We start from the raw sequence: 20,919 nt of genomic DNA, 5'->3' as shown, positions 1-20,919 counted from the left end.
GCGCATCGGCACTGCGCAGCGTCGGTTGGGCTTGTTGCCGGGCGAGAATGTCGAGACCGAGTTTCGGGGCTGAACACCAGACGAGAATTTCAGCCAGATCGTGCAGCAGGGCAGCGATGCGCACCTCTTCCATGTTGATGTCGTGGCGCCAGATAGCCCATTCCTGGGCGTAGTCGGCGGCCCGCTGGGCGCGACGGATGATTTGCAGGATGCCGAGCAGGGCGTGCCGGTTCTCGCCCTGCAGTTGCTCCTCGATGGTCAGCAGCTCTGAGAAACGATTGAAGAAGGGTTCGATGCCGGCCATCATCACCGCGCTGGCAATGGTCGTGATGTCGTGCTGCAGGGCGCGGCCACGCATCGGCTGGATGTAGGCCAGCACGCGCACCGTCATGATCGGGTCCTGCAGGATGACGCGGGCCAGTTCGCGGGCGTCGACGCGGTCGAGGTTGTCGCGCATTTCGTCGAGTCGGCGCTTGGTGACGCGCAGCACGGGCAGACTATTGTTGTTGAAGAACAGGACCCAGCTTTCGATGTCGGGCAGCGGGTGGTCGATCATGTTTTTATCGTCCTCGAATATGCAGCAGTCTCTCCAAGCGCCTGAGTGTAAGGGGGCCGCCCACGGCGGGCAAGGGCGCCGCCATGCGATAATCGCCGTCACTCAATCATTTCGGTTTTTGCCATGCGTTACGCCATTGTTCCGGTTACTCCTTTCGAGCAGAACTGCACCATTTTCTGGTGCGAAAAAACCCGTCAGGCGGTTGTGATCGATCCCGGTGGCGATGTCGAGCGCATCCTGCAGGCGCTGGCCGACGAGAACCTGACGCTGGTCAAGATCCTCGTCACCCACGGCCATATCGACCACGCCGGCGCCGTCGCCGCACTGGCCGAGCGCAGCGGTGTGCCGATCGAGGGGCCGCACGAGGATGACCGTTTCTGGATCGAAGGCATGCCGCAGCAAAGCAAGATGTTCGGTTTCCCCAGCGTCAAGAGCTTCGAACCGACGCGCTGGTTGAAGGGCGGTGACAAGGTGCAGTTCGGCGAGGTCGAACTCGATGTGCTGCATTGCCCGGGGCACACGCCGGGCCATGTCGTCTTCTACCATGCCCCTAGCCATCTGGCGCAAGTCGGTGACGTGCTGTTTCAGGGCTCGATCGGACGCACCGATTTTCCGAAAGGCGATCACGAGACGCTGATTCGCTCGATCAAGGAGCAGTTATTCCCGCTCGGCGATGAGGTGGCCTTCATCCCCGGCCACGGGCCGATGTCCGACTTCGGTGAAGAGCGCCGCTACAACCCTTTCCTGAGCGGCCGTTTCGGCTGATGGGACGCGGGGCGGGGGCCTCCCGGCCGCCGCCTCAGGCTGTATGGTGGATTTTTGCCGCCCAGTTCAAGGCCGACAGCTGGGCGTTCAGGTAGCTTTCGCCATCGACGCTGCTCTCCGCCATCTGCTTGGCCGCTGCTGCCAGGTCGCGGCTTTCGGCGGCTTCGACGACGCGTAGCATGGTGCCCAGCGCGCCGCCGTATTCGGCCAGCGCATCGCGTACGGCCGGGGCGAGCGGCAACTGCTGCAGAATCTCGGTCATCGACATATTGAGCAGGACGTCGAGCAAGGAGAAGACGCCAACCATGAAAGCCGCATCTTCAATATTGTCGACCGCTGGTGCCGGGTGCAGTTTCGCCGCCAGCAGTTCGAGCAGGCGGCCGCGGGCGGCAGCCTTTTGCAGCAAGGGATTGGGGTGCTGGCCATTGTTCGGATCGGCATAGACCAGCAGTTGCAACCAGCGTTGCAACTGCCGGCGGCCGAGCAGGTTGATCGCCTGCGAGAAGCTGGTGATCGGGCTGCGCGGCGCAATGGCGGCGGAGTTGACCAGGCGGAGCAGGCTGTACGAGAGCTTTGGTTCCTGTTTGAAAATTTCCTCGATGGCTTCGGTATCGGCATCTTCGGCAATCAGAGCGAGCATTTCGAGCAGCTTGACGCGCGTCATGTCGGCCTTCTTGCCCTTCTGGTCGCGGCTGAGCAGGAATTCCGAGGTGGACAGGCTGCAGGCGTTGTCGCGCGCCCAGGCGTAGTCGGCCGGGCTGTGCACGCCGGTGGCGACGACGATGGTCCGGCTCGACATGCCGGCCAGCGTGAATGGGCGCAGGGTGCGGGCATGGCTGGTGCCGATCAGCAGGTAATCCCAGGTTCCCGGCATCGGCAGCCGCTCTTCGGGCGCGGCGCACAGGCCGAGCTTGCACTTGGCGAGGCGCAATTCCTTTTCCAGTGCCTCCTGAGCCTCCGTTGCGCGGGCCGGAAAGAGATGTACTGCAGTCTCGATCGTACATTGTGGGCTGACGCCGGGCAGGGCAGGCAAGAGCCAGGGCTGGCGCTGGTCGAATTGACGCAGTAGCGGGTGTTGGCAGAGCTGGGCCAGGGCGTTTTCCGGATTGGCATCCGGTGCTGTCTCGACCAGGTAGCCTGACCAGGAGTCGTCCGCGCCGAGCAAGGGGTGCAGGAACAGCAGGTCATTCGCGGACATGGCAAACTTTCTAGTTTTTGGTTGCCGGCGATGTTAACAAAATCTCGGGCCTTGCGCATTTTTGCCGTTTTCGGGACGTTGACCGCCGGACTCGACACCTGGTGTCAGACTTATCGAAAATTGGGTCCGGCAACCTTTAGGGTAAAATACCCGCCGACCTAGAAAACGAGCTGTCCATGAAAACAAGTTTCCTCGACTTCGAGCAGTCCATTGCCGACCTCGAAGCAAAGATCGAAGAGCTGCGCTTCGTGCAGGATGATTCCGCTGTCGATATCTCGGAAGAGATTGAACGGTTGGAGAAAAAAGGCGCGCAGCTGACCAAGGATATCTACGCCAAGCTTTCCTCCTGGCAGATTTCGCAGGTGGCGCGCCATCCGCAGCGTCCCTATACGCTGGACTATCTGTCGCTGATCTTCACCGATTTTGAAGAATTGCATGGCGATCGTGCCTTTGCCGATGACCATGCGATCGTCGGCGGTCTGGCCCGCTTCAATGGCCAGCCGGTGATGGTGATCGGCCACCAGAAGGGCCGCGACACCAAGGAAAAGATCTATCGTAATTTCGGCATGCCGCGCCCGGAGGGCTATCGCAAGGCGCTGCGCCTGATGAAACTGGCCGAAAAGTTCGGCATTCCGGTGCTGACCTTCGTCGATACGCCCGGCGCCTATCCCGGCATCGATGCCGAAGAGCGCGGCCAGTCCGAAGCCATCGGTCGCAACCTGTACGTGATGGCCGAACTCAAGGTGCCGGTCATCGTCACCATCATCGGCGAAGGCGGTTCAGGCGGCGCACTGGCCATCGCGGTCGGCGATATCGTGCAGATGCTGCAATATTCCACCTACTCGGTGATTTCGCCGGAAGGTTGTGCCTCCATTTTGTGGAAAAGTGCCGAGAAGGCGCCGGAAGCAGCCGAAACGATGGGCATCACGGCGCCGCGCCTGAAGACTCTGGGCCTGATCGACAAGATCGTCAGCGAGCCGCTGGGTGGTGCGCACCGCGATCACACGGCGATGGCCAACAGTCTGAAAAAGGCCTTGCAGGATGCGCTGAAGCAGCTTTCCGGCCTGTCTACGGCCGAGTTGCTGGCGACGCGTTACGAGCGGCTGATGAGCTATGGCCGCTACAAGGAACAAGCGGTCAATTGATCTGCCCGGTCGGGTCGGCGATTTTATCGCCACCCGTCTGGCGCCGGCCGAGCGCATCTGCGTCGGCCTTTCCGGCGGTTGCGACTCGGTCGTCCTGCTGCATCTGCTGAGTCGTCTGGGCCTGGGGGCTCGCCTCAGCGCTATTCATGTTCATCATGGCTTGTCGCCCAACGCCGACGAGTGGGCTGCCTTTTGCGCCGATTACTGCCGCCGCCTGGCGGTGGTGCTCGACATTGCTCATGTCGCGGTCGATCGCCAAAGCGGTCTGGGCCTGGAGGCCGCGGCGCGCCAGGCGCGCTATGCCGCGCTCGCCAACTGCAATGCCGATAGCTTGTTGCTGGCGCATCACCAAGGCGATCAGGCTGAAACCGTATTATTCAATCTGTTGCGCGGCGCCGGCGTGGCCGGTGCGGCCGGGATGCCGGTCGAGCGTCCGCTCGGCGCCCGCCGTCTGCTACGCCCGTTACTGGCGTTCAGTCGGGCGGAGATCGAAGACTATGCACGGCAGCAAGGCCTGGCCTGGATCGATGACGAAAGCAATATTGATCTTCAATATTCGCGCAATTTTCTCCGCCACGAAATCCTGCCCCGCCTGAGCGCCCGCTTTCCACAGGCCGAAGCCTCGCTGGCGCTGGCGGCCAGCCACTTTGGCGAAACCGATCAACTGCTGGCAGAACTTGCTGCGGTCGACTGGCAAAAAGTCCAGGAAAGTGGTGGCCAAACTGCCTCTTTGCACGCCCTGCGTGGGCTCTCCTTGCCGCGCCTGAAAAACCTGCTGCGTTATCGTTTGCGCGAATTGGGCTGGCGGACGCCCGTGGCCTCGCGTCTCGAAGAGTTTGCCCGTCAGTTGCTGACCGCGGCACCCGATCGTCATCCCGAGCTGCAGTTGCCCGAGGGCTGTCTGCGAATCGCGCAGGGCCGTGTGCACTGGCTGGCGCAAAAATAACAATCTGTTACCTGCCAGCTATCCGCTCCCGGAGCCCTTCAGTTACAATCGATGGATTATTTTCTTGTTAACAAGGCCATGATTACTGGATCCATTGTCGCCATCGTCACGCCCATGCACGAGGATGGCAGCCTCGATTTGAACTCCCTGCGCAATCTCGTCGATTTCCATGTGCGCGAGGGTACGGACGGGATCGTAATTGTCGGGACGACGGGTGAGTCGCCGACGGTCAATGTCGAAGAGCACTGCGAGTTGATCCGGGTTACGGTTGATCATGCCGCCGGCCGGATTCCGGTGATTGCCGGCACCGGTGCCAATTCGACGGCCGAGGCCATCGAACTGACCGAGTTCGCCAAGAAGGCCGGGGCCGACATGGCCCTGTCGGTGGTGCCTTACTACAACAAGCCGACGCAGGAAGGTCTCTATCGCCACTTCAAGGCAATTGCCGAAGCGGTCGAACTGCCGGTGCTGCTTTATAACGTGCCGGGCCGCACGGTTGCCGACATGTCGAACGACACCATTCTGCGCCTCGCCGAAGTGTCGGGTATCGTCGGTGTCAAGGACGCAACGGGCAGCATCGACCGGGCCTGTGATCTGATCGCGCGGGCGCCGAAGGATTTCGCGCTGTATACCGGTGACGACATGACGGCCGTGGCGACGATCAGCCTCGGCTTCCATGGCGATATTTCGGTGACGGCCAATGTCGCGCCGCGCCTGATGCACGAAATGTGCGTCGCGGCCGCCGCCGGCAACATCGCTCGGGCTCGCGAGATCCATTTCAAGCTACTTGGCTTGCATCGCGACCTGTTCTGCGAAGCCAATCCAATTCCGGTCAAATGGGCAGTACATAAGCTGGGCTTGATGCCCAATGGTATTCGCCTGCCGCTGACCACCCTGTCCGAAGCCAACCAGCCGCGCGTGCTAGCTGCCCTGCGCCAGGCCGGTCTCATTGCCTGACGGAGCGCAGTAACCATGAATCGTCGGCTTTCCGGCCTAACTCTCTCGCTGCTGGCCATCTCCCTGGCTGGCTGCAGCATGCTTCCCGATACACGCAAGATCGAATACAAATCTGCCACCAAGGCGCCGACGCTGGAGGTTCCGCCCGATCTATCGCAGGTTGCCCGCGACGACCGTTTCCTGGTGCCGGATGCTGCTGGCAAGGGTAGTGCCACTTTCTCGGCCTATAGCGCAGATCGGACCCCGGCTGCCCAGGCACAGAATTCGACGGTCCTGCCGCAGGTCGATAAGGTCCGTGTCGAGCGCTCCGGCAACCAGCGCTGGCTGGCCGTTGCGCTCCCCGCTGACAAACTCTGGGATACCGTCAAGGACTTCTGGCAGGAAACCGGTTTCATCATCAGCGTCGAACGTCCGGATGCCGGCGTGATGGAAACCGACTGGGCCGAAAATCGTGCCAAGATCGGCGACGACATTATCCGTAACACGATCGGTAAGCTGCTTGATTCGCTGTACTCAACCGGCGAGCGCGACAAGTTCCGGACCCGTTTTGAACCCGGTGCCGAGCCCGGTACGACCGATGTTTTCATCAGCCATCGCGGTATGGAAGAGGTGTACACCTCCTCCTCCAAGGAAGATACGCGCTGGCAGCCACGGCAGCCGGACCCCGAGCTTGAGGCGGAGATGCTGCGTCGCCTGATGGTCCGTCTGGGTTCTGAAGAAAAGCGGGCGGAAGCATCTGTCGCCACAGCCAAGGCGGAGCCTCGCGCCAACCTGGCGAAGAGCGACGATGGTGCCGGCACACTCGAAGTCTATGAGCGTTTCGACCGTGCCTGGCGTCGGGTTGGCTTGGCCCTGGATCGCGTCGGCTTCACCGTCGAAGACCGTGACCGCTCGCGTGGTCTGTACTTCGTGCGCTATGTCGATCCCGAGGCTGACAACAGCGGTAAGAAGGATCAGGGATTCCTGTCGAAGCTCACCTTCTGGAAGAGCAGCGAGCCGCTGGCTAGTTCCAAGGTGCAGTACCGCATTCACGTTAGTGATGCTGGGGCCCAGAGCACCGTCAAGGTGCTGACCAGTGAAGGTGGTACCGACAAGTCCGAGACTGCCAAGAAAATTCTCGGCTTGCTCTATCAGCAGTTGCAGTGATCCGCTTTGCCTCGCTCGGTAGCGGTAGTGCAGGTAATGCACTGCTAGTCGAGCGAGGTTCCACCTGTTTGATGCTCGATTGCGGTTTCGGGTTGCGCGAGACCGCAACCCGCCTGCAGCGGCTGGAGCGCTCACCTGGGTGCATTACCGGTATTCTGGTGACGCACGAACATGGTGACCATGTTGGCGGCGTTTTTCGTTTTGCCCGCAAATATGCCGTGCCAGTCTGGCTGACCCATGGCACTTGGGTGGCGACGGGTGAAAGTCATGTCGGCTTGGACCTGCGCATCATCGACAGCCATCACGCGCTGTCCATCGGCGAGCTTGAGGTTCAGCCGTTTCCTGTTCCGCACGATGCCCATGAGCCCGTACAGTATGTCTTTTCCGGCGCCATTCGCCGCTTGGGCGTGCTGACGGATGCCGGCGAGGTGACGCCGCATATCCGCGAAATGCTTTCGGCCTGTGACGGTCTGGTGCTTGAGTGCAATCATGATGCCCGGATGCTTGCCCAGTCGATCTATCCAGCTTCGCTCAAGCGTCGGATCGCGAGCCGTTACGGGCATCTGGAAAATTCTGTGGCGGCAGAACTACTGGGCAGTATCGATTGTTCGCGCCTGCAGCATCTGGTGGCGGCGCATCTCAGCGAACGAAACAATTTACCGGAACTGGTCACGGCGGCAATTGCCGGCGTCCTTGGCTGTGCCGAGGCATGGATCGGCGTGGCTAGGTCGGATACGGGTTTCGGCTGGCGTTGCTTGAACTGACTGGAAAAAAGGCAATAAAAAACGGGGCCAAGGCCCCGTTTTCATTGAAGCAAGAAAGATTACTTCTTGGCTTCTTCGGCCGGCTTGGCGGCTTCAGCGGCCGGAGCGGCAGCCGGAGCAGCGGCTTCAGCCGGCTTGGCGGCTTCGGCGGCCGGGGCTGCAGCCGGAGCAGCGGCTTCAGCCGGCTTGGCTTCAGCAGCCGGAGCGGCAACCGGGGCCGGAGCCGGAGCGGCAGCAGCCGGTTCTTCCTTCTTGCCGCAAGCGGTCAGGGCAACGGCGAGCAGAGCAGCAACGAGAATGGACTTAGTCATGAAATTTCCTTATCGATAAGAGGCAGTAAAAGCTAAATTTTGAGATCAGGAGCGACCCAATCAGCCTGCAATTATATCAATTTTTTAATTGCTTGGGGTCGTGCTTGGTGCACCGCAGTATGGCACACGCTTATTTCTGCCGTGCTTAAAGTCCCAGTACCGTATTGCTGATTGCTTCTCCACCTTCGTCCCATATTTCCTGAAAGCGGGCGCGGTAGGGGTTTAGTTCTATGCTTTCGTCAATCAGCAGCTTGCTGCGAGGTTGGTCGCGCTCGAAGCGGATCAGGGCGTGCTTGTCATCGACGAGGATCATCGCGTCACGCAAGTGGGCAAGCTGAGGTGGCGTTTGTTGCATTGCAAAGCGGTGATTGTGGCTACTGAGCAGCGCCATCAACAGTGGGTTTTTCTGGCGTAAGGGTTCGGCGTTGCGGACCGCGACCATCAGGGATTGTTCGCTCACGGCTGTTTTTAGCAGCCGCTGCAAATGCGGCAGGCGGCTGGCGGAGTCCAGTCGTAATTGACTGAGGTCTTCGTCGTAAATGCAGATCTTTTGACTAGCCATCGCCAGCAGGCGGTCAATTGCTGCCTGATAATCGTTCCAGGAAGTGATCAGTTCTCGGGCCATGGCGCATAGTCTAACCGATTGATAGAATTCGCGCTTTTTCGGAGTTGACCGTGCCGATCGGGATTATCGAATCGCTGGATCATGAGGCGAGGGGCATTACCCGCCTGGAAGGTAAAACTGTTTTTGTCGACAGTGCCCTGCCAGGTGAAACTGTCGAGTACGCCAGTTTCCGGAGAAAACCAAGCTACGAGTTGGCGCATCTGGTCAGCGTCCTGCGGCCGTCCACGGCTCGCGTCGAGCCACGTTGCCCGCATTTTGGGGTCTGCGGCGGTTGCGCCATGCAGCATATGGAGCCGTCTGCCCAGGTGGCGGCCAAGCAGCGCGTTCTCGAGGATAGCCTGTGGCATATCGGTCGCGTCCGGCCGGACAGCATCCTGCCACCGATTCACGGCGAGCCCTGGGGTTATCGGCACCGGGCTCGACTCGCCGTGCGCAAACTGGCCCAAAAGGGCGGCGTGCTGATCGGTTTCCACGAATGGCGGAGCAGTTACATTGCCGACATTCAGTCTTGTGCAATTCTGCCGCCCCATGTTTCGGCCTTGCTGATGCCGCTGCGTGACCTGATCGCTTCGCTGTCGATTGCCGAGCGCGTGCCGCAACTGGATTTTGCCGTCGGCGAACGGTGTACCGCGCTGCTGCTGCGCATTCTCGAGCCGCTCAAGGCCAAGGATGAGCAGTTGCTGCGGGATTTTGCCGATCGTCACAATGTGGTGTTTTATCTGCAACCCAAGGGGCCGGATACCGCCTATCGCTTCTACCCGCTACCCGGGCCGCGCCTGTCCTACACCTTGCCAGAGTTCGATCTGGAACTGGACTTTCGTCCAACCGACTTTACCCAGGTCAATCATGCGGTGAACCGGGTTCTCATGAGGCGAGCACTGCGCCTCCTTGATCCCCGGCCAGTTGAGCGAATTGCCGACATGTTCTGCGGGCTGGGGAACTTTACCCTGCCGATTGCTCGTTCCGGAGCCAGTGTCGTCGGCATCGAAGGGAGCGAGACCTTGGTCAAGCGGGGACGGGAGAGTGCGCTATCCAATGGCCTGGCGGAGTTCGTCGAGTTTGGGTTGGCCAACCTTTTCGAGTGCAGTGAGGCATCGCTGGCGGCACTCGGGCATTTTGACAAGATGCTGATTGACCCGCCGCGCGAAGGAGCGCTCGAACTGGTCAGAGCCATCGGGCCGGATGGCCCGCGTCGTATCGTCTATGTCTCGTGCAATCCGGCGACCCTGGCCCGCGATGCCGCAGTTTTGGTGACGAGCAAAGGCTATCGGTTCGTTGCGGCCGGCGCGGTCAATATGTTCCCGCACACCTCGCATGTCGAATCGATTGCCGTTTTCGAGCGCGTATAAACAGGCTGCGTAAACGAAAGAAGGGCGGCTCGGGCCGCCCTTCTTGTTGTTGTCGGTCAGGCTTAGTCGCGTTCGCCCGTGAAGGCCATGATCAGTTGCAGCAGGCTGACGAAAACGTTGTAAATATCGAGGTAGACCGCAAGGGTCGCACTGACGTAGTTCGTTTCGCCACCTTGCACGATACGGCTGATGTCATACAGGATGTAAGCCGAAAAAATCATCACGACGGCCGCTGCGATGGTCAGCGACAGCGCGGGAATCTGGAAGAAGATATTGGCAACGGCTGCCAGCAGCACAATGATCATGCCGACAAACAGGAATTTGCCCAAGCCGCTGAAGTCGCGCTTGCTGACGGTGGCTACGGTCGACAGCGTGAGGAAAATGGCGCCGGTGCCACCTGCGGCAAGGGCGATCATTGAGCCGCCGTTGGAGAAACCGAGGGCAACCTGAAGAATGCGCGACAGCATCAGGCCCATGAAGAAAGTAAAGCCGAGCAGCAAGGCGACGCCCAAGCCATTGTTCTTGTTCTTCTCGATTCCCCACATGAAGCCGAAGGCAATACCCAAGAAGAGCAGGAAGGCAATGAACGGGCTGCCCGCCATGAAGCTGAACTGAATCTGGATGCCAATGAGGGCGCCAATGATTGTCGGCACCATCGATAGTGCGAGCAGCATGTAGGTGTTACGCAAAATGCGGTTCTGCTGCAGTGCGAACCCGGAAGAGCCCTGGCTGGAAATTTCGAAGTTGTTGTTCATGCGGAGTCTTTCCCTATGGTGTTTCAACAGTATCTAAGACTAACGGAGGCGGGCTAAAGTTTCAATGCAGGGCGTGTGGCGCCTCGAATGCTCGACGCGGTCTCCTGTGCTATCATGCGCGCCTCTCGGGGCCGGGCAGCGTGTTTGATTGCGCCGGCCGTGAAATATGTTGAAGCTAGTACAGCGGGTCTGTGGCAGAGCGGTTGAATGCACCGGTCTTGAAAACCGGCGTGGGGAAACCCATCGTGAGTTCGAATCTCACCGGACCCGCCAGAACTTCTAAAGATCGAGAAAACAGCCGACTTCTTCGGCGCGCGCCATGGTGTCGGCGTAACCCAGGTCGATCAGTGCCCGGGTAAACGGTTTCTCGAAGAGCAAATAGCTCGTTAACGCGCCGCCCCGGCGATTCATTGCCCCCAATCCTGTCAGTAGCAGCTTTACCGGTCTCGGCAACGCGGTCGCGTGTTCGGCGGCGATTTTATCCAGTCGTTCGGAAGGCGAAATGATCAATGTCTTGATCGGGCGCAAGGGAATGCCGGCGGCAGTTCGCATTTCCGGGGGGATGGCCGATAGTGTCTGGTTGATGCGTTGCAGGCGCTCGATATCGACCGCCAGGCCGTCAAGAAAGATGCTGGAAAGGGCGTGGCCGGCGATCTGGGCGAGCGAGGGATGCGTTTCGACGCGGCGTCGCTCCTGATGTTCGTTGGCCTGGCTGGCGCCAACGATCAGAATGCGCTCGGCACCGAGGTGAATGGCCGGCGAAATCGGGGCCAGTTGGCGCATTGAGCCGTCGCCAAAGAATTCCCGGTGGATACGGGTGGCCGGAAATATGAAAGGAATGGCGCTCGAAGCCAGCAGATGGTCTACGCCGATTTCGGCGCGAATGCCGAGGCGGTGGACGCGCTGCCAGGGTTCGGCCGAGGGGTGTGCCTGAAAGAAGCTGATGCTCTCACCGGATTCGTAGCCGGAGGCGGAGATGCTGAGGGCGTGCAAGGCGCCTTTGGCGATGGCGCGCTCGATGCCTTTGAAATCCAGGTTCCGGCTGAGCAGTTCGCGCAGCGGGGCGTTGTCGAGTAGCGAGCGGGGCGGGTTGCGGAGCAGCCAGCCGAGGGCCAGGGTGGACATCCAGCGGGCGCCGGAAATGCCGATACCGACCGCGTCGGCCCGGTAGATGTCGCTGGCCCGCATGTTTCGCCAGACCCCGGCCAGGATGGCGACGGCCTTGCCAAAGTTGTCGGCCAGACAGGCAATGCCCGTCGCGTTGATGGCGCCGGCCGAGGTGCCACAGAGGATGGGGAAGGGGTTGCGCCGGTGGTTGTGGGAAAGCTTGGCGACGGCGAGTAGGAAGCCGACCTGATATGCGGCGCGGGCGCCGCCACCGGTCAGGATCAGGCCGGTTCGCATGTGGCCGCCAAGGTCCATGATTGATCCGCCTTGAAGTTATTGACCCAGGCCGGCAGGTCTGCGGCGGGCATCGGGCGGGCAATACCGTAGCCTTGCCCAAGGCGGCAGCCCAGTTGCAGCAAGCGGGCGCCATGGGCCACCGTTTCAACCCCTTCGGCAATGATTTCGCGCTGGAAGGTGCGGGCCAGCCCGATGACGCCTTGGACGATGGCGAGATCTTCCGGGTCGGAGAGCATGTCGCGAATGAAGGAACGATCGATTTTTAGCGTATGCGCCGGCAAACGTTTGAAATAGGTGAGGGATGAATAGCCGGTGCCAAAGTCATCGAGGGCAAATGAGACGCCGGTTTCAAGGCAGTCATTGATCACGCTGCTGACATACTGAATGTCGTCGAGGGCTGCGGTTTCGACGATTTCCAGTTCCAGCCAGGCCGAAGGCACTGCCGCGTGTTCGCTGAGCAGTTGGCGCAGGCGGGAGGGGAATCCCGGAGCCTGCAGCTGGCGCGCGGCGATATTGACGCTGACCGGGAGGCTGAGTCCTTGAGCGCGCCAGCGGGCCATCTGGCTTAATGCGGTGTTGATTACCCATTCGCCGAGCGGGATGGCGAATTCGGTGTCTTCGACCAAGGGCAGGAACTCGGCGGGCGGGAGCAGTCCTTGTTCCGGGTGTTGCCAGCGAATCAGGGCTTCGGCGCCGGTGACCCGGCCGCAAGACATGTCGACCTTGGGTTGGTAATGCAGCACGAACTCGCCGGCCTCGAGCGCGCTCTGGATGCGTGAAATCCGGGTGTTCCTCGAGCGCAACTTGCTGTCTAGGTCGGCATCGAAGAAATGATAACGGTTGCGGCCGGCCTGTTTGGCGACATACATCGCCTGATCCGCATGGCGCAGCAAAAGGTCGGGGTCGGCCGTGTCGTTGGGGAAAAGGGTGACACCGATACTGGCGGAAATCGACACGCTCTGCTTCTTGATGGTGTATTCGCTGGACAGCGTGCTGAGGACGCGGAGCAGGGCGGCTTCGCATTCGCCAAAGTCTTCGGCGCGCAGCAGCAGGGCGAATTCATCGCCGCCGAGCCGGGCCACGGTATCGCTGGCGCGCACTGCGCAACGCAGTCGTTCGGCGACTTCCATCAACAATTGATCGCCGGCATCGTGACCAAGGGTGTCGTTGATCGGCTTGAAGCCATCGAGGTCGAGATAGGCAACGGCGAGTAGCTCGCCGGTGCGCTTGGCCTGATGAATTCCTTGCGACATGCGGTCGGCGAGCAGGACGCGGTTCGGTAGTTTGGTCAGCGAGTCGTAATGGGCCAGTGCTTCCAGTTTCGACTGCTGTTCCTTGAGGGCGGTGATGTCGGAAAAAATGAAAATATAGTTACCAATATCGCCCGCCGGGTTGCGCACGGCGCTGACGGTAAGCAGTTGCGGGAAAGGCTCACCGCCTTTGCGCTGGCCAAGGGCTTCGCCACGCCAGTGACCTCGCTCGGCAAGGACGCGGGCGGCATCCTGATTGAAGTTGTTGTTGGCTTCGCCGACAAAGTGGCGACGCAAATCGTTGCCCAGTGCTTCGCTGCGGCCGTAACCGGTCAACTCGCAGGCCATCGGATTGAGGTCGATGATCTGCCAGTTCTGGTCGGTGATGATGATCCCTTCGTGGGCCTCGGCAAAGACGCTGGCAGCCAGATGCAGCGAGGCCTCGGCATTCTTGCGCTGCGTGATGTCTACCGCCGTGCCGCGATAGCCGGAAAAATGCCCGTCGCTGCCGAAAAAGGGTTCGCCATGAATTTGCAGGAAGCGCAAGCTGCCATCGGGCAGCCTGACCCCGTATTCGAAGCTGCGGAAAACCTGATGGGCTTCGAGTTGGGCGCGATGGGCCGCCCATTCTTCCGGGCTGAGCGTTGTATCAAGCTCCCAGCGCCGTTTGCCGTGCAGCCATTTGGCGATGTGTTGCGATTCGTTGCTCAGGCGACCGGAGCGACGTTCGGTAAAGCGAAACACGCTGTCCTGTTCCCAGTAGAGGTCGGTCGACAGGTTCAACAGGCTGCGGAAACGGAGTTCCGAGTCGCGCAGGGCTTTGAGCTGTTGATCGATCTGCTGGGTCATCTGGTTGAAGGTGGAGGCCAGTTGGCCAACCTCGTCGCCGGACTCAATGTTCAGCATGACCTTGTAATTGCCCCGACCGACCGCTTCGCTGGCCCGGCGCAGTTGCATCAGGTGACGGGTCAGCCAGATGGCCAGGGCCGAGAGCAGCAGTATCGAAAGGATGATTTCAAGTGCGGCGATGGTCAGACTCTGCCGGATCAGATGCTGCCGTGCTTCGAGGATGGCCTGGGTGGAAATGCCGAAGTGCAGTTGGCCATAGACCTGGCCGGACAGGGTGATCGGAATCTGGGTGCTGATTAGCGGTTGCCTGGAGGATAGGGGGATTTGCGTTTCGGCAGCCGGCGGCGGGGTGTTGATATCCCAGCCGTCGGCGAGCAGGGGCTTGCCACGGGTGTCGCTCAGGACAAAGTACTGGATGCCGTCCCGGCGCCGGCTTTGACTGAAGACGTCGGCGATCGGGGCGTAGTCCTGGGTGGCCATGGCGGAGGCGATGGAGGCGTTGAGCAGCACCGAGACTTCCTGCAGGCGCAGTTCAACCTGTTGTTGCAGGGTGTCATCCATCAGGCGCAGTCCGTTCCAGACCAACATCGCGAGCATGATGACTTCAACCAGAACGCTGGTCAGAACCAGTTTCCAGCGCATTGACATGCCGGAGATCGGCTTCATAGGTCGAGTTGCCTGCGGGTTTCTTTAAGGTAGAGGTCGAGGCCCTTCATGAAAGCCTCATCCGCAGCTTCGATGCCCTGGAAACGACTGGTCTCGAGGAATTTGGCGCCGTCGACGGTTTTGGGGAACTGGAGCAGTGATTTCCTGATCTGCTCGCGCCGGCTGGCATCGAGCACCGGGCTGGCGAGTAGGGTGACATTGGGTAAAACCGCGGAGCGAAAGATGCTGCGCACCGCGTCGCGCTGTTCGGCCGGGCTCTGGTCGAGCGTAAAGTGGGCGATGATCGCCGCATCGGCATCGCCGCGGGCGACGGTCAAAATGCCGGTATTTTGCGAGTTGACCGGCAGGTAGTGGAGGTCTTTCTCGTTGATGCCCTGCTCGGCAAACAGCCGACTCATGGCGATATTGACCAGGATGGAGCGGTCGGTGACGGCGACCCGCCGGCCTTTGAGGTCGGCCAGGTTCTGGGCGCTCGAGTTCTTGTTGACGACGACTGCCGCATGCAGTGGTCCGGTGAAGCGGGCAATCGGCAGGTAGCCGCCTTCGATCTGAGCCAGTCGCGCCTGGTGGGCGGCGGTGATGACGATGTCGAAGTCGGGCTTCAGGGTGCGCCGGGCAAAAGTTCGAACATCGGGCGCGGTGTAGAGTTCGACCGGGCGGCCCAGGTCTTTTTCAAGTTGCAGACGCAGGGGCTGAAACAGCGAGATCAGTACGTTCGGCGTCAGATACGGAATGATGCCGATGCGCAGGGCTTCGGGCTGGGCGTGCAGGTGACTTGCCAAGCCTAACCAGAGGGCGATTGCCAGCCAGTACGGACGCATCGCTTTCATGGATCTCCCCCTTTTGCCGGTTTAATGCTGTCGTTGTTGTCCGGCCAGTATAGGGGAGGATGTTTCGATGCTCAATCCAGCTTGGCGCGCAGTGCATCGGCCCAGCAGTTGGGCGTTTCGTAAAGGCGGACTTGTTCGAGTTGCAGGTGATTGCCGTAAGTGTCGCGGTAAACGGCATCCAGGCGATCAAATGCAATGCGGGCCAGATTCTCGGCGGTCGGAACGCGGTCGAGAATGACGGTTTTATGATCGGGCAGCGAGTTCAGGAAATCGACGATCGCCGAGTCGCCGGCAAAGGCGAGAAAGGCATGGTCCCACTCATCGACCAGATGCTGCTTGGCCAGATGCTTGACCTGCGAGAAATCCATCACCATGCCGTTTGCGGCATCGCCTGCCTTGTCGATGACCTGGCCGGAAAGGGTGATTTCGATGACGTAGCGGTGCCCGTGCAGGTGGCGGCACTGGCTCTTGTGGTCGGGAATGCGATGCCCGGCATCAAACTCGAGGCGGCGGGTGATAAACATGGGTGGATTGCTCTGCAAGGCGGTCGCGGATTATACAATGCAGCATGCTCTCCACAGATGATCATCGCCGGGATAGTGCCGGCCTGCGCTACGTTTATCCGGTCGTGTCGCGCCGTGCCGGCGGGGTATCGGTCGGCATCAATCTCAATACCAACAATGCCTGTAACTGGGCCTGTGTCTATTGCCAGGTCGAGAATCTGACGCGAGGTGGTCCGCCACCGATCGATCTCGATGGCCTGGAGCAGGAGTTGAGCGGCTTTCTGGCCGATGCGGTGCACGGTGATTTCATGCAGCGCCAGGTGCCGCCGGAGGCGCGTCGCTTGATGGATGTCGCCTTCTCCGGCAATGGCGAGCCGACCAGTGCCCCCGAATTTGCCGAAGCGGTGGCGCGGGTGGGCAAGGTGCTGGCGCGTTTCGAGCTGCTCGGCAAGTTGCCCGTTCGCCTGATCACCAACGGCAGCTTGCTGCACCGTGTCGAAGTGCAGGCCGGGATTCGGCAGCTTGGCGAGTTCGGCGGTGAGGTCTGGTTCAAGATCGACCGGGTCGATCCAACTGCTGCGGCCGAGGTGAATGGTGTTTCCCTGGTGGCGGAGCGCGTATTCCGCAATCTTGAACTGTGTGCCGGCTTGGCGCCGACCTGGGTGCAGACCTGCTGGTTTGCCCTCAATGGCGAGACGCCATCGGCTGCGGCGCGCAAGGCCTACTGTGAACTGTTGAAGCCATTGGCCAGCCGGCTGGCTGGCATTCATCTCTACGGACTGGCGCGGCCTTCGATGCAGCCCGCCGCGTCGCGGCTGACCCGCCTGCCGGCAGAAGAACTGTCGGCGTTTGCCGACGAGATCCATAAAAAAACGGGCATTCGGGTCAGCGTTTCCCCGTAATGCCCGTTGCTCCGGTCGACCGCGATTTCAGGCCAATATTCAGGCGGCCTTTTTGGTGCGGCTGCGGGCCGACTTCTTCAGGGACTTGAACAGTTCCGGTTCCTGCGACTTCAGATACTCGACGACATCCCAGTCTTCACGCTTGATCGACTTGATGTCGATTTGTTCAACGTGCACCAGGCGCAGCAGTTCGCGCACCGGCTTCGGCATGTTGCGGCCGCTTTCGTAACGGGAGCCACCGCTTTGGGTCACGCCCAGCGTGGACCAGAATTGTTGCTGGTTGAGCCCGAGTTTGCGACGGATTTCGCGGGCGTCGATTTTCTCGATGGTTTTAACAGTAGTCATCATCCAATCTCCATACGCTAGTGTTCTATGGGTACCCAAGCATCCTAGCGATGTATGACTTAGGTAATATGACTTAGTGTATAGCTGCTTATGACGTTCCGCAAGTGCAAATGCCATAAATATTTTTAACTGCGCCGATAGAAAACCATAATTATCATGGGGTTGATCCGTCAAAGCGGTGCTGCAGGCTGGGTTTTGAGGATTGCTCTTCCCGAAACCGGGCCGATGTTCTAAGATCTTCTGACGAATAAAACCTCTGTTCAGGAGACTTCAATGCAGGTGCGAGAGATCCTTCGCGTCAAGGGCGCTACGTTGTACACCGCTACGCCACAACAATCTCTGGCCTCCGCCATTGATACGATGGCTGAACTTGACGTTGGTTCGCTGGTGGTCATGGCCGGCGGCAAGATGGCCGGCATGCTGACTTTTCGCGAAGTCATGCAGGCTCTGAAGCAGCATAAGGCCAGCCCGGAGGCGCTCAGCGTCGGCGAAGTCATGGTCTGCGAGCCGGTGACCGCCTTCCCCGAGATGGAGGTCAACGACCTGCGTTACCTGATGATCGAAAAACACTCGCGCTATCTACCGGTGCTCGACGGCGATACCCTGATGGGCGTCATTTCCTTCCTCGACGTCGCCAAGGCGGTTCTTGAAGAGCAGAGCTTCGAGAACAAGATGCTGAAAAGCTACATCAAGAACTGGCCGGACGAGCCGCAGGTCTGATCGACTTGGGCGATGAAACAGGCGGCTACGGTCGCCTTTTTCATGTTCGTGTTAACCGCTTAGCGGCTGTCCCAGCCGTAGCGCTTGGTGCGCTGCCAGCGGTTATCGGCTTGCCGGAGCGTGTTGATGGCGGTGGGTGGCGTGGTTTTTCCCGGTTGCGGCTGCGTTGAGCGCTTGCCTGCGGTCGACGTGCCGGGCGGGGGCTTTTTGCTTGGCATGGTAAACTCCTGATTCCATATTAGACCGTCCCTCCCCATGTCAGGCAATACTTTTGGCACGCTATTTACCGTTACTTCCTTTGGCGAATCCCATGGTCCGGCCATTGGTTGCGTCGTCGATGGTTGCCCGCCCGGGCTGGCGCTTTGCGAGGCCGATATTCAGGCCGAACTGGATCGCCGCAAGCCCGGTACTTCGCGTCATGTGACGCAGCGCCGCGAGCCGGATACCGTCGAGATTCTCTCCGGCGTCTTCGAAGGCAAAACCACCGGGACGCCGATTAGTCTGCTGATTCGCAATCAGGATCAGCGCAGCAAGGATTACGGCAATATCGCCGATACCTTCCGCCCCGGGCACGCCGACTACACCTATACCCAGAAATACGGTTTCCGCGACTATCGCGGTGGCGGTCGTTCGTCGGCCCGTGAAACGGCGGTTCGCGTCGCGGCCGGGGCGATTGCCCGCAAGTGGCTGCAGGAGCGTTACGGTGTCTTGATTCGAGGCTGGATGAGCGCCTTGGGACCGATCGAAATTCCCTTTGTCTCGGCCGACGAGATCGACGGCAACGCCTTCTTCGCACCGAACGCCGCGATCGTGCCGCAGCTTGAAGACTATATGGACGCCTTGCGCAAGTCGCTGGATTCGGTTGGCGCCAAGATCACCGTCACCGCCACCGGCGTTCCGCCGGGCTGGGGCGAGCCGGTTTTTGACCGGCTGGATGCCGACATCGCCTATGCGATGATGGGGATCAATGCCGTCAAGGGGGTCGAGATTGGCGCCGGCTTCGCCTCGGTCGCCCAAAAAGGGAGCGAACATGGCGACGAAATGACGCCGCAGGGCTTTGCCAGCAACCATGCCGGCGGCGTTCTCGGTGGAATTTCGAGCGGACAGGAAATCGTCGTCAACATGGCGATCAAGCCGACTTCGTCGATTGCCCAGCCGCGTCATTCGGTCGATGCGCAAGGGAATGCCATCGAGGTGGCGACGCAGGGGCGGCATGATCCTTGTGTCGGCATCCGGGCGACACCGATTGCCGAAGCGATGCTGGCGCTGGTCCTGATCGATCACGCCTTGCGCCATCGGGCGCAATGCGGCGACGTGGTTTGCCAGACGCCGCGCATTCCCGGTGTAATCGCTTAAGATTGCTGGTTTTAGCCGCCTTTCGGCGGGGCTTTGTATCAGGGAGAGTACTATGCAAGTCGAACATCACGACCTTCATCACGAGTTCCCGGAACTGGACGATGCCATTCATGCCTTGAAAACGGGCAACGCGCATTTCGCCAAGTTGTTTTCGATTTACCACCGGCTGACCGGGCGCGTCGAAGACCTCGAGGAAAACGACATGCCGGTGGCCGACTTCACCATCGAAGACATGAAGAAACAACGGGTCAAGCTCAAGGACGAGCTCTACCACATGCTGCTGGCCTATCGCGCCGGCCAGCAGTCGATCAAGGCCTGATCGCGCCTTGGCCCAAGGATGCATCCGGTAGAATTACCGGATGCATGCATTGCCCTACTGGCGCCTCTCGGGCTACTACTTTTTCTATTTCGCCTTCATTGGCGCGTTTTCGCCCTATTTCGGGCTTTATCTCCAGTCGCTGAATTTTTCTGCCTGGGACATCGGTCTGCTGATGTCGCAAATGCAGTTGATGCGTCTGTTCGGCCCCAATTTGTGGGGCTGGCTGGCCGACCGCTTCGGCCGGCGCATGGCGATCATCCGTCTGGCGGCAGCCTTCGGCTTGGCCGGTTTCCTGGCTTTCTACTGGCTCGACCGCTTGCCGGGCATGTTGCTGGCCATGGCGGTCCTGGCCTTCTTCTGGAGTGCGGCGCTGCCTCTGGTTGAAACGCTGACCTTTGACCATCTGTGCGAAGAGCGCGGGCGTTACAGCCGGATTCGGCTGTGGGGATCGGTCGGTTTCATCCTGGCAGTAATGGGCACCGGCGGCTTGCTCGATCTGGCCCCGCCGGCGGGCGTGTTGTGGGTCTGTACCGGTATTCTCGTCGGTATTCTTGGGCTGGCCCTGGTCTTGCCGGAAGCGCCGCCGGTTGAACATCCCAGGAATGGCCTGTCGATCGGTGCGATCCTCCGCCAGCCGCGGGTCAAGGCATTGATGAGCGCCTGTTTCATGATGTCGGCGGCGCATGGCGCCTTCTACGTCTTCTACTCGATTCATCTGGCCGGGCATGGCTACAGCAAGACCGAGGTCGGTGGCCTGTGGTCGTTGGGCGTGCTGGCCGAGATCCTGGTCTTCATGCTGATGAACCGGCTGACGCTGCGTTTTTCGCTGCGCGCCATTCTGCTGGCCAGCTTTGCCGCCGCGGTTGTCCGCTTTCTGATGATGGGCTGGGGTGTCGAATCGGTGGCCATCATGGTGCTGGTGCAGTTGCTGCATGGCCTGACTTTCGGCGCCTATCACGCCTCGGCTATCGCTGCCGTCAATCAGTGGTTTCCGGGGCGTGCGCAGGCGCGCGGCCAGGCACTTTATTCCAGTCTTTCTTTTGGGGCCGGTGGTCTGCTCGGGGCGCTGATCAGCGGCTGGATCTGGGAGCCGCTCGGTGCCGGCTGGACATTCAGCCTGGGGGCCGGCTTCGCCTTGCTCGGCTTTGTCCTGATCTGGGGTTGGGTTGGCGGGAGCGCTGCGGTCGACGCCCCGGCAAGGGCAAAAACCAGCGATCCTGTGCAATAATTCGACGCTTTACGGCCCTAATTTAGTTCC

23 protein-coding genes and 1 tRNA gene are annotated in these 20,919 nt (G+C 60.4%); 13 read left to right on the top strand and 11 right to left on the bottom strand.

Annotated elements, in window-relative coordinates; all coding sequences use genetic code 11:
• Window positions 1-556 (bottom strand): HDOD domain-containing protein (locus tag AT959_RS20565; protein ID WP_157651318.1); only part of this gene is annotated, 556 nt, incomplete at its 3' end.
• Between the two features lie 123 nt (window positions 557-679).
• Between AT959_RS20565 and AT959_RS13080 the strand changes: the two genes are divergently transcribed.
• Entirely contained in the window at window positions 680-1,321 is a 642-nt protein-coding gene (locus AT959_RS13080) for an MBL fold metallo-hydrolase (protein ID WP_066883765.1), read from the top strand.
• Between the two features lie 34 nt (window positions 1,322-1,355).
• Here the strand turns inward: AT959_RS13080 and AT959_RS13075 are convergent, their stop codons facing one another.
• Window positions 1,356-2,519, bottom strand: a complete 1,164-nt coding sequence (locus AT959_RS13075; RefSeq protein WP_066883763.1) for an EAL and HDOD domain-containing protein — start codon at window positions 2,517-2,519, stop codon at window positions 1,356-1,358.
• Between the two features lie 176 nt (window positions 2,520-2,695).
• On the opposite strand from AT959_RS13075, the gene AT959_RS13070 reads away from it, so the two are divergent.
• From AT959_RS13070 to AT959_RS13050, 5 genes are all read left to right on the top strand, one after another.
• Window positions 2,696-3,664, top strand: coding sequence for an acetyl-CoA carboxylase carboxyltransferase subunit alpha (locus AT959_RS13070; protein WP_066883761.1), 969 nt, complete (start codon window positions 2,696-2,698; stop codon window positions 3,662-3,664).
• On the top strand, window positions 3,633-4,610 hold the full coding sequence (gene tilS, locus AT959_RS13065; protein ID WP_083518394.1) for a tRNA lysidine(34) synthetase TilS: 978 nt from the start codon (window positions 3,633-3,635) through the stop codon (window positions 4,608-4,610). Before AT959_RS13070 ends, tilS begins: the two co-directional genes overlap by 32 nt.
• 78 nt (window positions 4,611-4,688) lie before the next feature.
• The gene (dapA, locus tag AT959_RS13060) at window positions 4,689-5,567 is read left to right on the top strand and encodes a 4-hydroxy-tetrahydrodipicolinate synthase (protein WP_066884418.1); all 879 of its coding nucleotides are present in this window, start codon (window positions 4,689-4,691) and stop codon (window positions 5,565-5,567) included.
• 15 nt (window positions 5,568-5,582) lie between these two features.
• Complete coding sequence (bamC, locus tag AT959_RS13055) at window positions 5,583-6,713, top strand: outer membrane protein assembly factor BamC (protein WP_066883758.1); 1,131 nt, start codon at window positions 5,583-5,585, stop codon at window positions 6,711-6,713.
• Window positions 6,710-7,477: an MBL fold metallo-hydrolase gene (locus tag AT959_RS13050; protein ID WP_240481831.1), complete on the top strand. Its 768-nt coding sequence runs from the start codon at window positions 6,710-6,712 to the stop codon at window positions 7,475-7,477. The genes bamC and AT959_RS13050 overlap by 4 nt, the downstream gene beginning before the upstream one ends.
• 59 nt (window positions 7,478-7,536) lie before the next feature.
• Here the strand turns inward: AT959_RS13050 and AT959_RS13045 are convergent, their stop codons facing one another.
• Window positions 7,537-7,788 (bottom strand): hypothetical protein, encoded by a 252-nt coding sequence (locus AT959_RS13045; protein WP_066883756.1) that lies wholly within the window; start codon window positions 7,786-7,788, stop codon window positions 7,537-7,539.
• A 145-nt stretch (window positions 7,789-7,933) separates the two neighbouring features.
• Window positions 7,934-8,413: a DUF7931 domain-containing protein gene (locus tag AT959_RS13040; RefSeq protein WP_066883755.1), complete on the bottom strand. Its 480-nt coding sequence runs from the start codon at window positions 8,411-8,413 to the stop codon at window positions 7,934-7,936.
• A gap of 50 nt (window positions 8,414-8,463) precedes the next feature.
• On the opposite strand from AT959_RS13040, the gene rlmD reads away from it, so the two are divergent.
• On the top strand, window positions 8,464-9,762 hold the full coding sequence (rlmD, locus tag AT959_RS13035; protein WP_066883754.1) for a 23S rRNA (uracil(1939)-C(5))-methyltransferase RlmD: 1,299 nt from the start codon (window positions 8,464-8,466) through the stop codon (window positions 9,760-9,762).
• 62 nt (window positions 9,763-9,824) lie between these two features.
• Here the strand turns inward: rlmD and AT959_RS13030 are convergent, their stop codons facing one another.
• Window positions 9,825-10,517 carry a Bax inhibitor-1/YccA family protein gene (locus AT959_RS13030; RefSeq protein WP_066883752.1) on the bottom strand — a complete coding sequence of 231 codons (693 nt, stop codon included), beginning with the start codon at window positions 10,515-10,517 and terminating at the stop codon, window positions 9,825-9,827.
• A gap of 185 nt (window positions 10,518-10,702) precedes the next feature.
• Between AT959_RS13030 and AT959_RS13025 the strand changes: the two genes are divergently transcribed.
• Window positions 10,703-10,790 (top strand) — tRNA-Ser (locus tag AT959_RS13025).
• Between the two features lie 6 nt (window positions 10,791-10,796).
• On the opposite strand, the gene AT959_RS13020 is transcribed toward AT959_RS13025, so the two are convergent.
• The 4 genes from AT959_RS13020 to queD all read right to left on the bottom strand — a co-directional run bounded on the left by AT959_RS13020 (window position 10,797) and on the right by queD (window position 16,040).
• Window positions 10,797-11,939: a patatin-like phospholipase family protein gene (locus AT959_RS13020; protein ID WP_088178976.1), complete on the bottom strand. Its 1,143-nt coding sequence runs from the start codon at window positions 11,937-11,939 to the stop codon at window positions 10,797-10,799.
• Window positions 11,906-14,686, bottom strand: coding sequence for an EAL domain-containing protein (locus tag AT959_RS13015; protein WP_066883750.1), 2,781 nt, complete (start codon window positions 14,684-14,686; stop codon window positions 11,906-11,908). Before AT959_RS13015 ends, AT959_RS13020 begins: the two co-directional genes overlap by 34 nt.
• Window positions 14,683-15,516, bottom strand: a complete 834-nt coding sequence (locus tag AT959_RS13010; RefSeq protein ID WP_066883748.1) for a phosphate/phosphite/phosphonate ABC transporter substrate-binding protein — start codon at window positions 15,514-15,516, stop codon at window positions 14,683-14,685. Before AT959_RS13010 ends, AT959_RS13015 begins: the two co-directional genes overlap by 4 nt.
• A gap of 71 nt (window positions 15,517-15,587) precedes the next feature.
• A complete protein-coding gene (gene queD / locus AT959_RS13005; protein WP_066883746.1) occupies window positions 15,588-16,040 on the bottom strand; it encodes a 6-carboxytetrahydropterin synthase QueD in 453 nt (150 codons plus the stop codon).
• A 44-nt stretch (window positions 16,041-16,084) separates the two neighbouring features.
• Between queD and AT959_RS13000 the strand changes: the two genes are divergently transcribed.
• Window positions 16,085-16,921, top strand: coding sequence for a radical SAM protein (locus AT959_RS13000; RefSeq protein ID WP_066883744.1), 837 nt, complete (start codon window positions 16,085-16,087; stop codon window positions 16,919-16,921).
• Between the two features lie 39 nt (window positions 16,922-16,960).
• Here the strand turns inward: AT959_RS13000 and AT959_RS12995 are convergent, their stop codons facing one another.
• The gene (locus tag AT959_RS12995; RefSeq protein WP_066884413.1) at window positions 16,961-17,266 is read right to left on the bottom strand and encodes a helix-turn-helix domain-containing protein; all 306 of its coding nucleotides are present in this window, start codon (window positions 17,264-17,266) and stop codon (window positions 16,961-16,963) included.
• Between the two features lie 273 nt (window positions 17,267-17,539).
• On the opposite strand from AT959_RS12995, the gene AT959_RS12990 reads away from it, so the two are divergent.
• Window positions 17,540-17,986, top strand: a complete 447-nt coding sequence (locus AT959_RS12990; protein ID WP_066883742.1) for a CBS domain-containing protein — start codon at window positions 17,540-17,542, stop codon at window positions 17,984-17,986.
• 59 nt (window positions 17,987-18,045) lie between these two features.
• On the opposite strand, the gene AT959_RS21195 is transcribed toward AT959_RS12990, so the two are convergent.
• The gene (locus AT959_RS21195) at window positions 18,046-18,204 is read right to left on the bottom strand and encodes a hypothetical protein (protein ID WP_157651301.1); all 159 of its coding nucleotides are present in this window, start codon (window positions 18,202-18,204) and stop codon (window positions 18,046-18,048) included.
• 37 nt (window positions 18,205-18,241) lie between these two features.
• Between AT959_RS21195 and aroC the strand changes: the two genes are divergently transcribed.
• Genes aroC through AT959_RS12975 form a run of 3 tightly spaced genes read left to right on the top strand, consistent with a single transcriptional unit; the run spans window position 18,242 to window position 20,889 of the window.
• Window positions 18,242-19,342, top strand: a complete 1,101-nt coding sequence (gene aroC / locus AT959_RS12985) for a chorismate synthase (protein WP_066883740.1) — start codon at window positions 18,242-18,244, stop codon at window positions 19,340-19,342.
• 52 nt (window positions 19,343-19,394) lie between these two features.
• Window positions 19,395-19,661: an HP1242/YdcH family protein gene (locus AT959_RS12980; protein WP_066883737.1), complete on the top strand. Its 267-nt coding sequence runs from the start codon at window positions 19,395-19,397 to the stop codon at window positions 19,659-19,661.
• 40 nt (window positions 19,662-19,701) lie between these two features.
• On the top strand, window positions 19,702-20,889 hold the full coding sequence (locus AT959_RS12975; RefSeq protein ID WP_066883734.1) for an MFS transporter: 1,188 nt from the start codon (window positions 19,702-19,704) through the stop codon (window positions 20,887-20,889).
• Window positions 20,890-20,919: the final 30 nt, after the last annotated feature.

It is taken from the genome of Dechloromonas denitrificans (genome assembly GCF_001551835.1).
GTDB classification, from domain to species: domain Bacteria; phylum Pseudomonadota; class Gammaproteobacteria; order Burkholderiales; family Rhodocyclaceae; genus Azonexus; species Azonexus denitrificans.
This window is presented reverse-complemented; position numbering and strand designations above follow the sequence as displayed.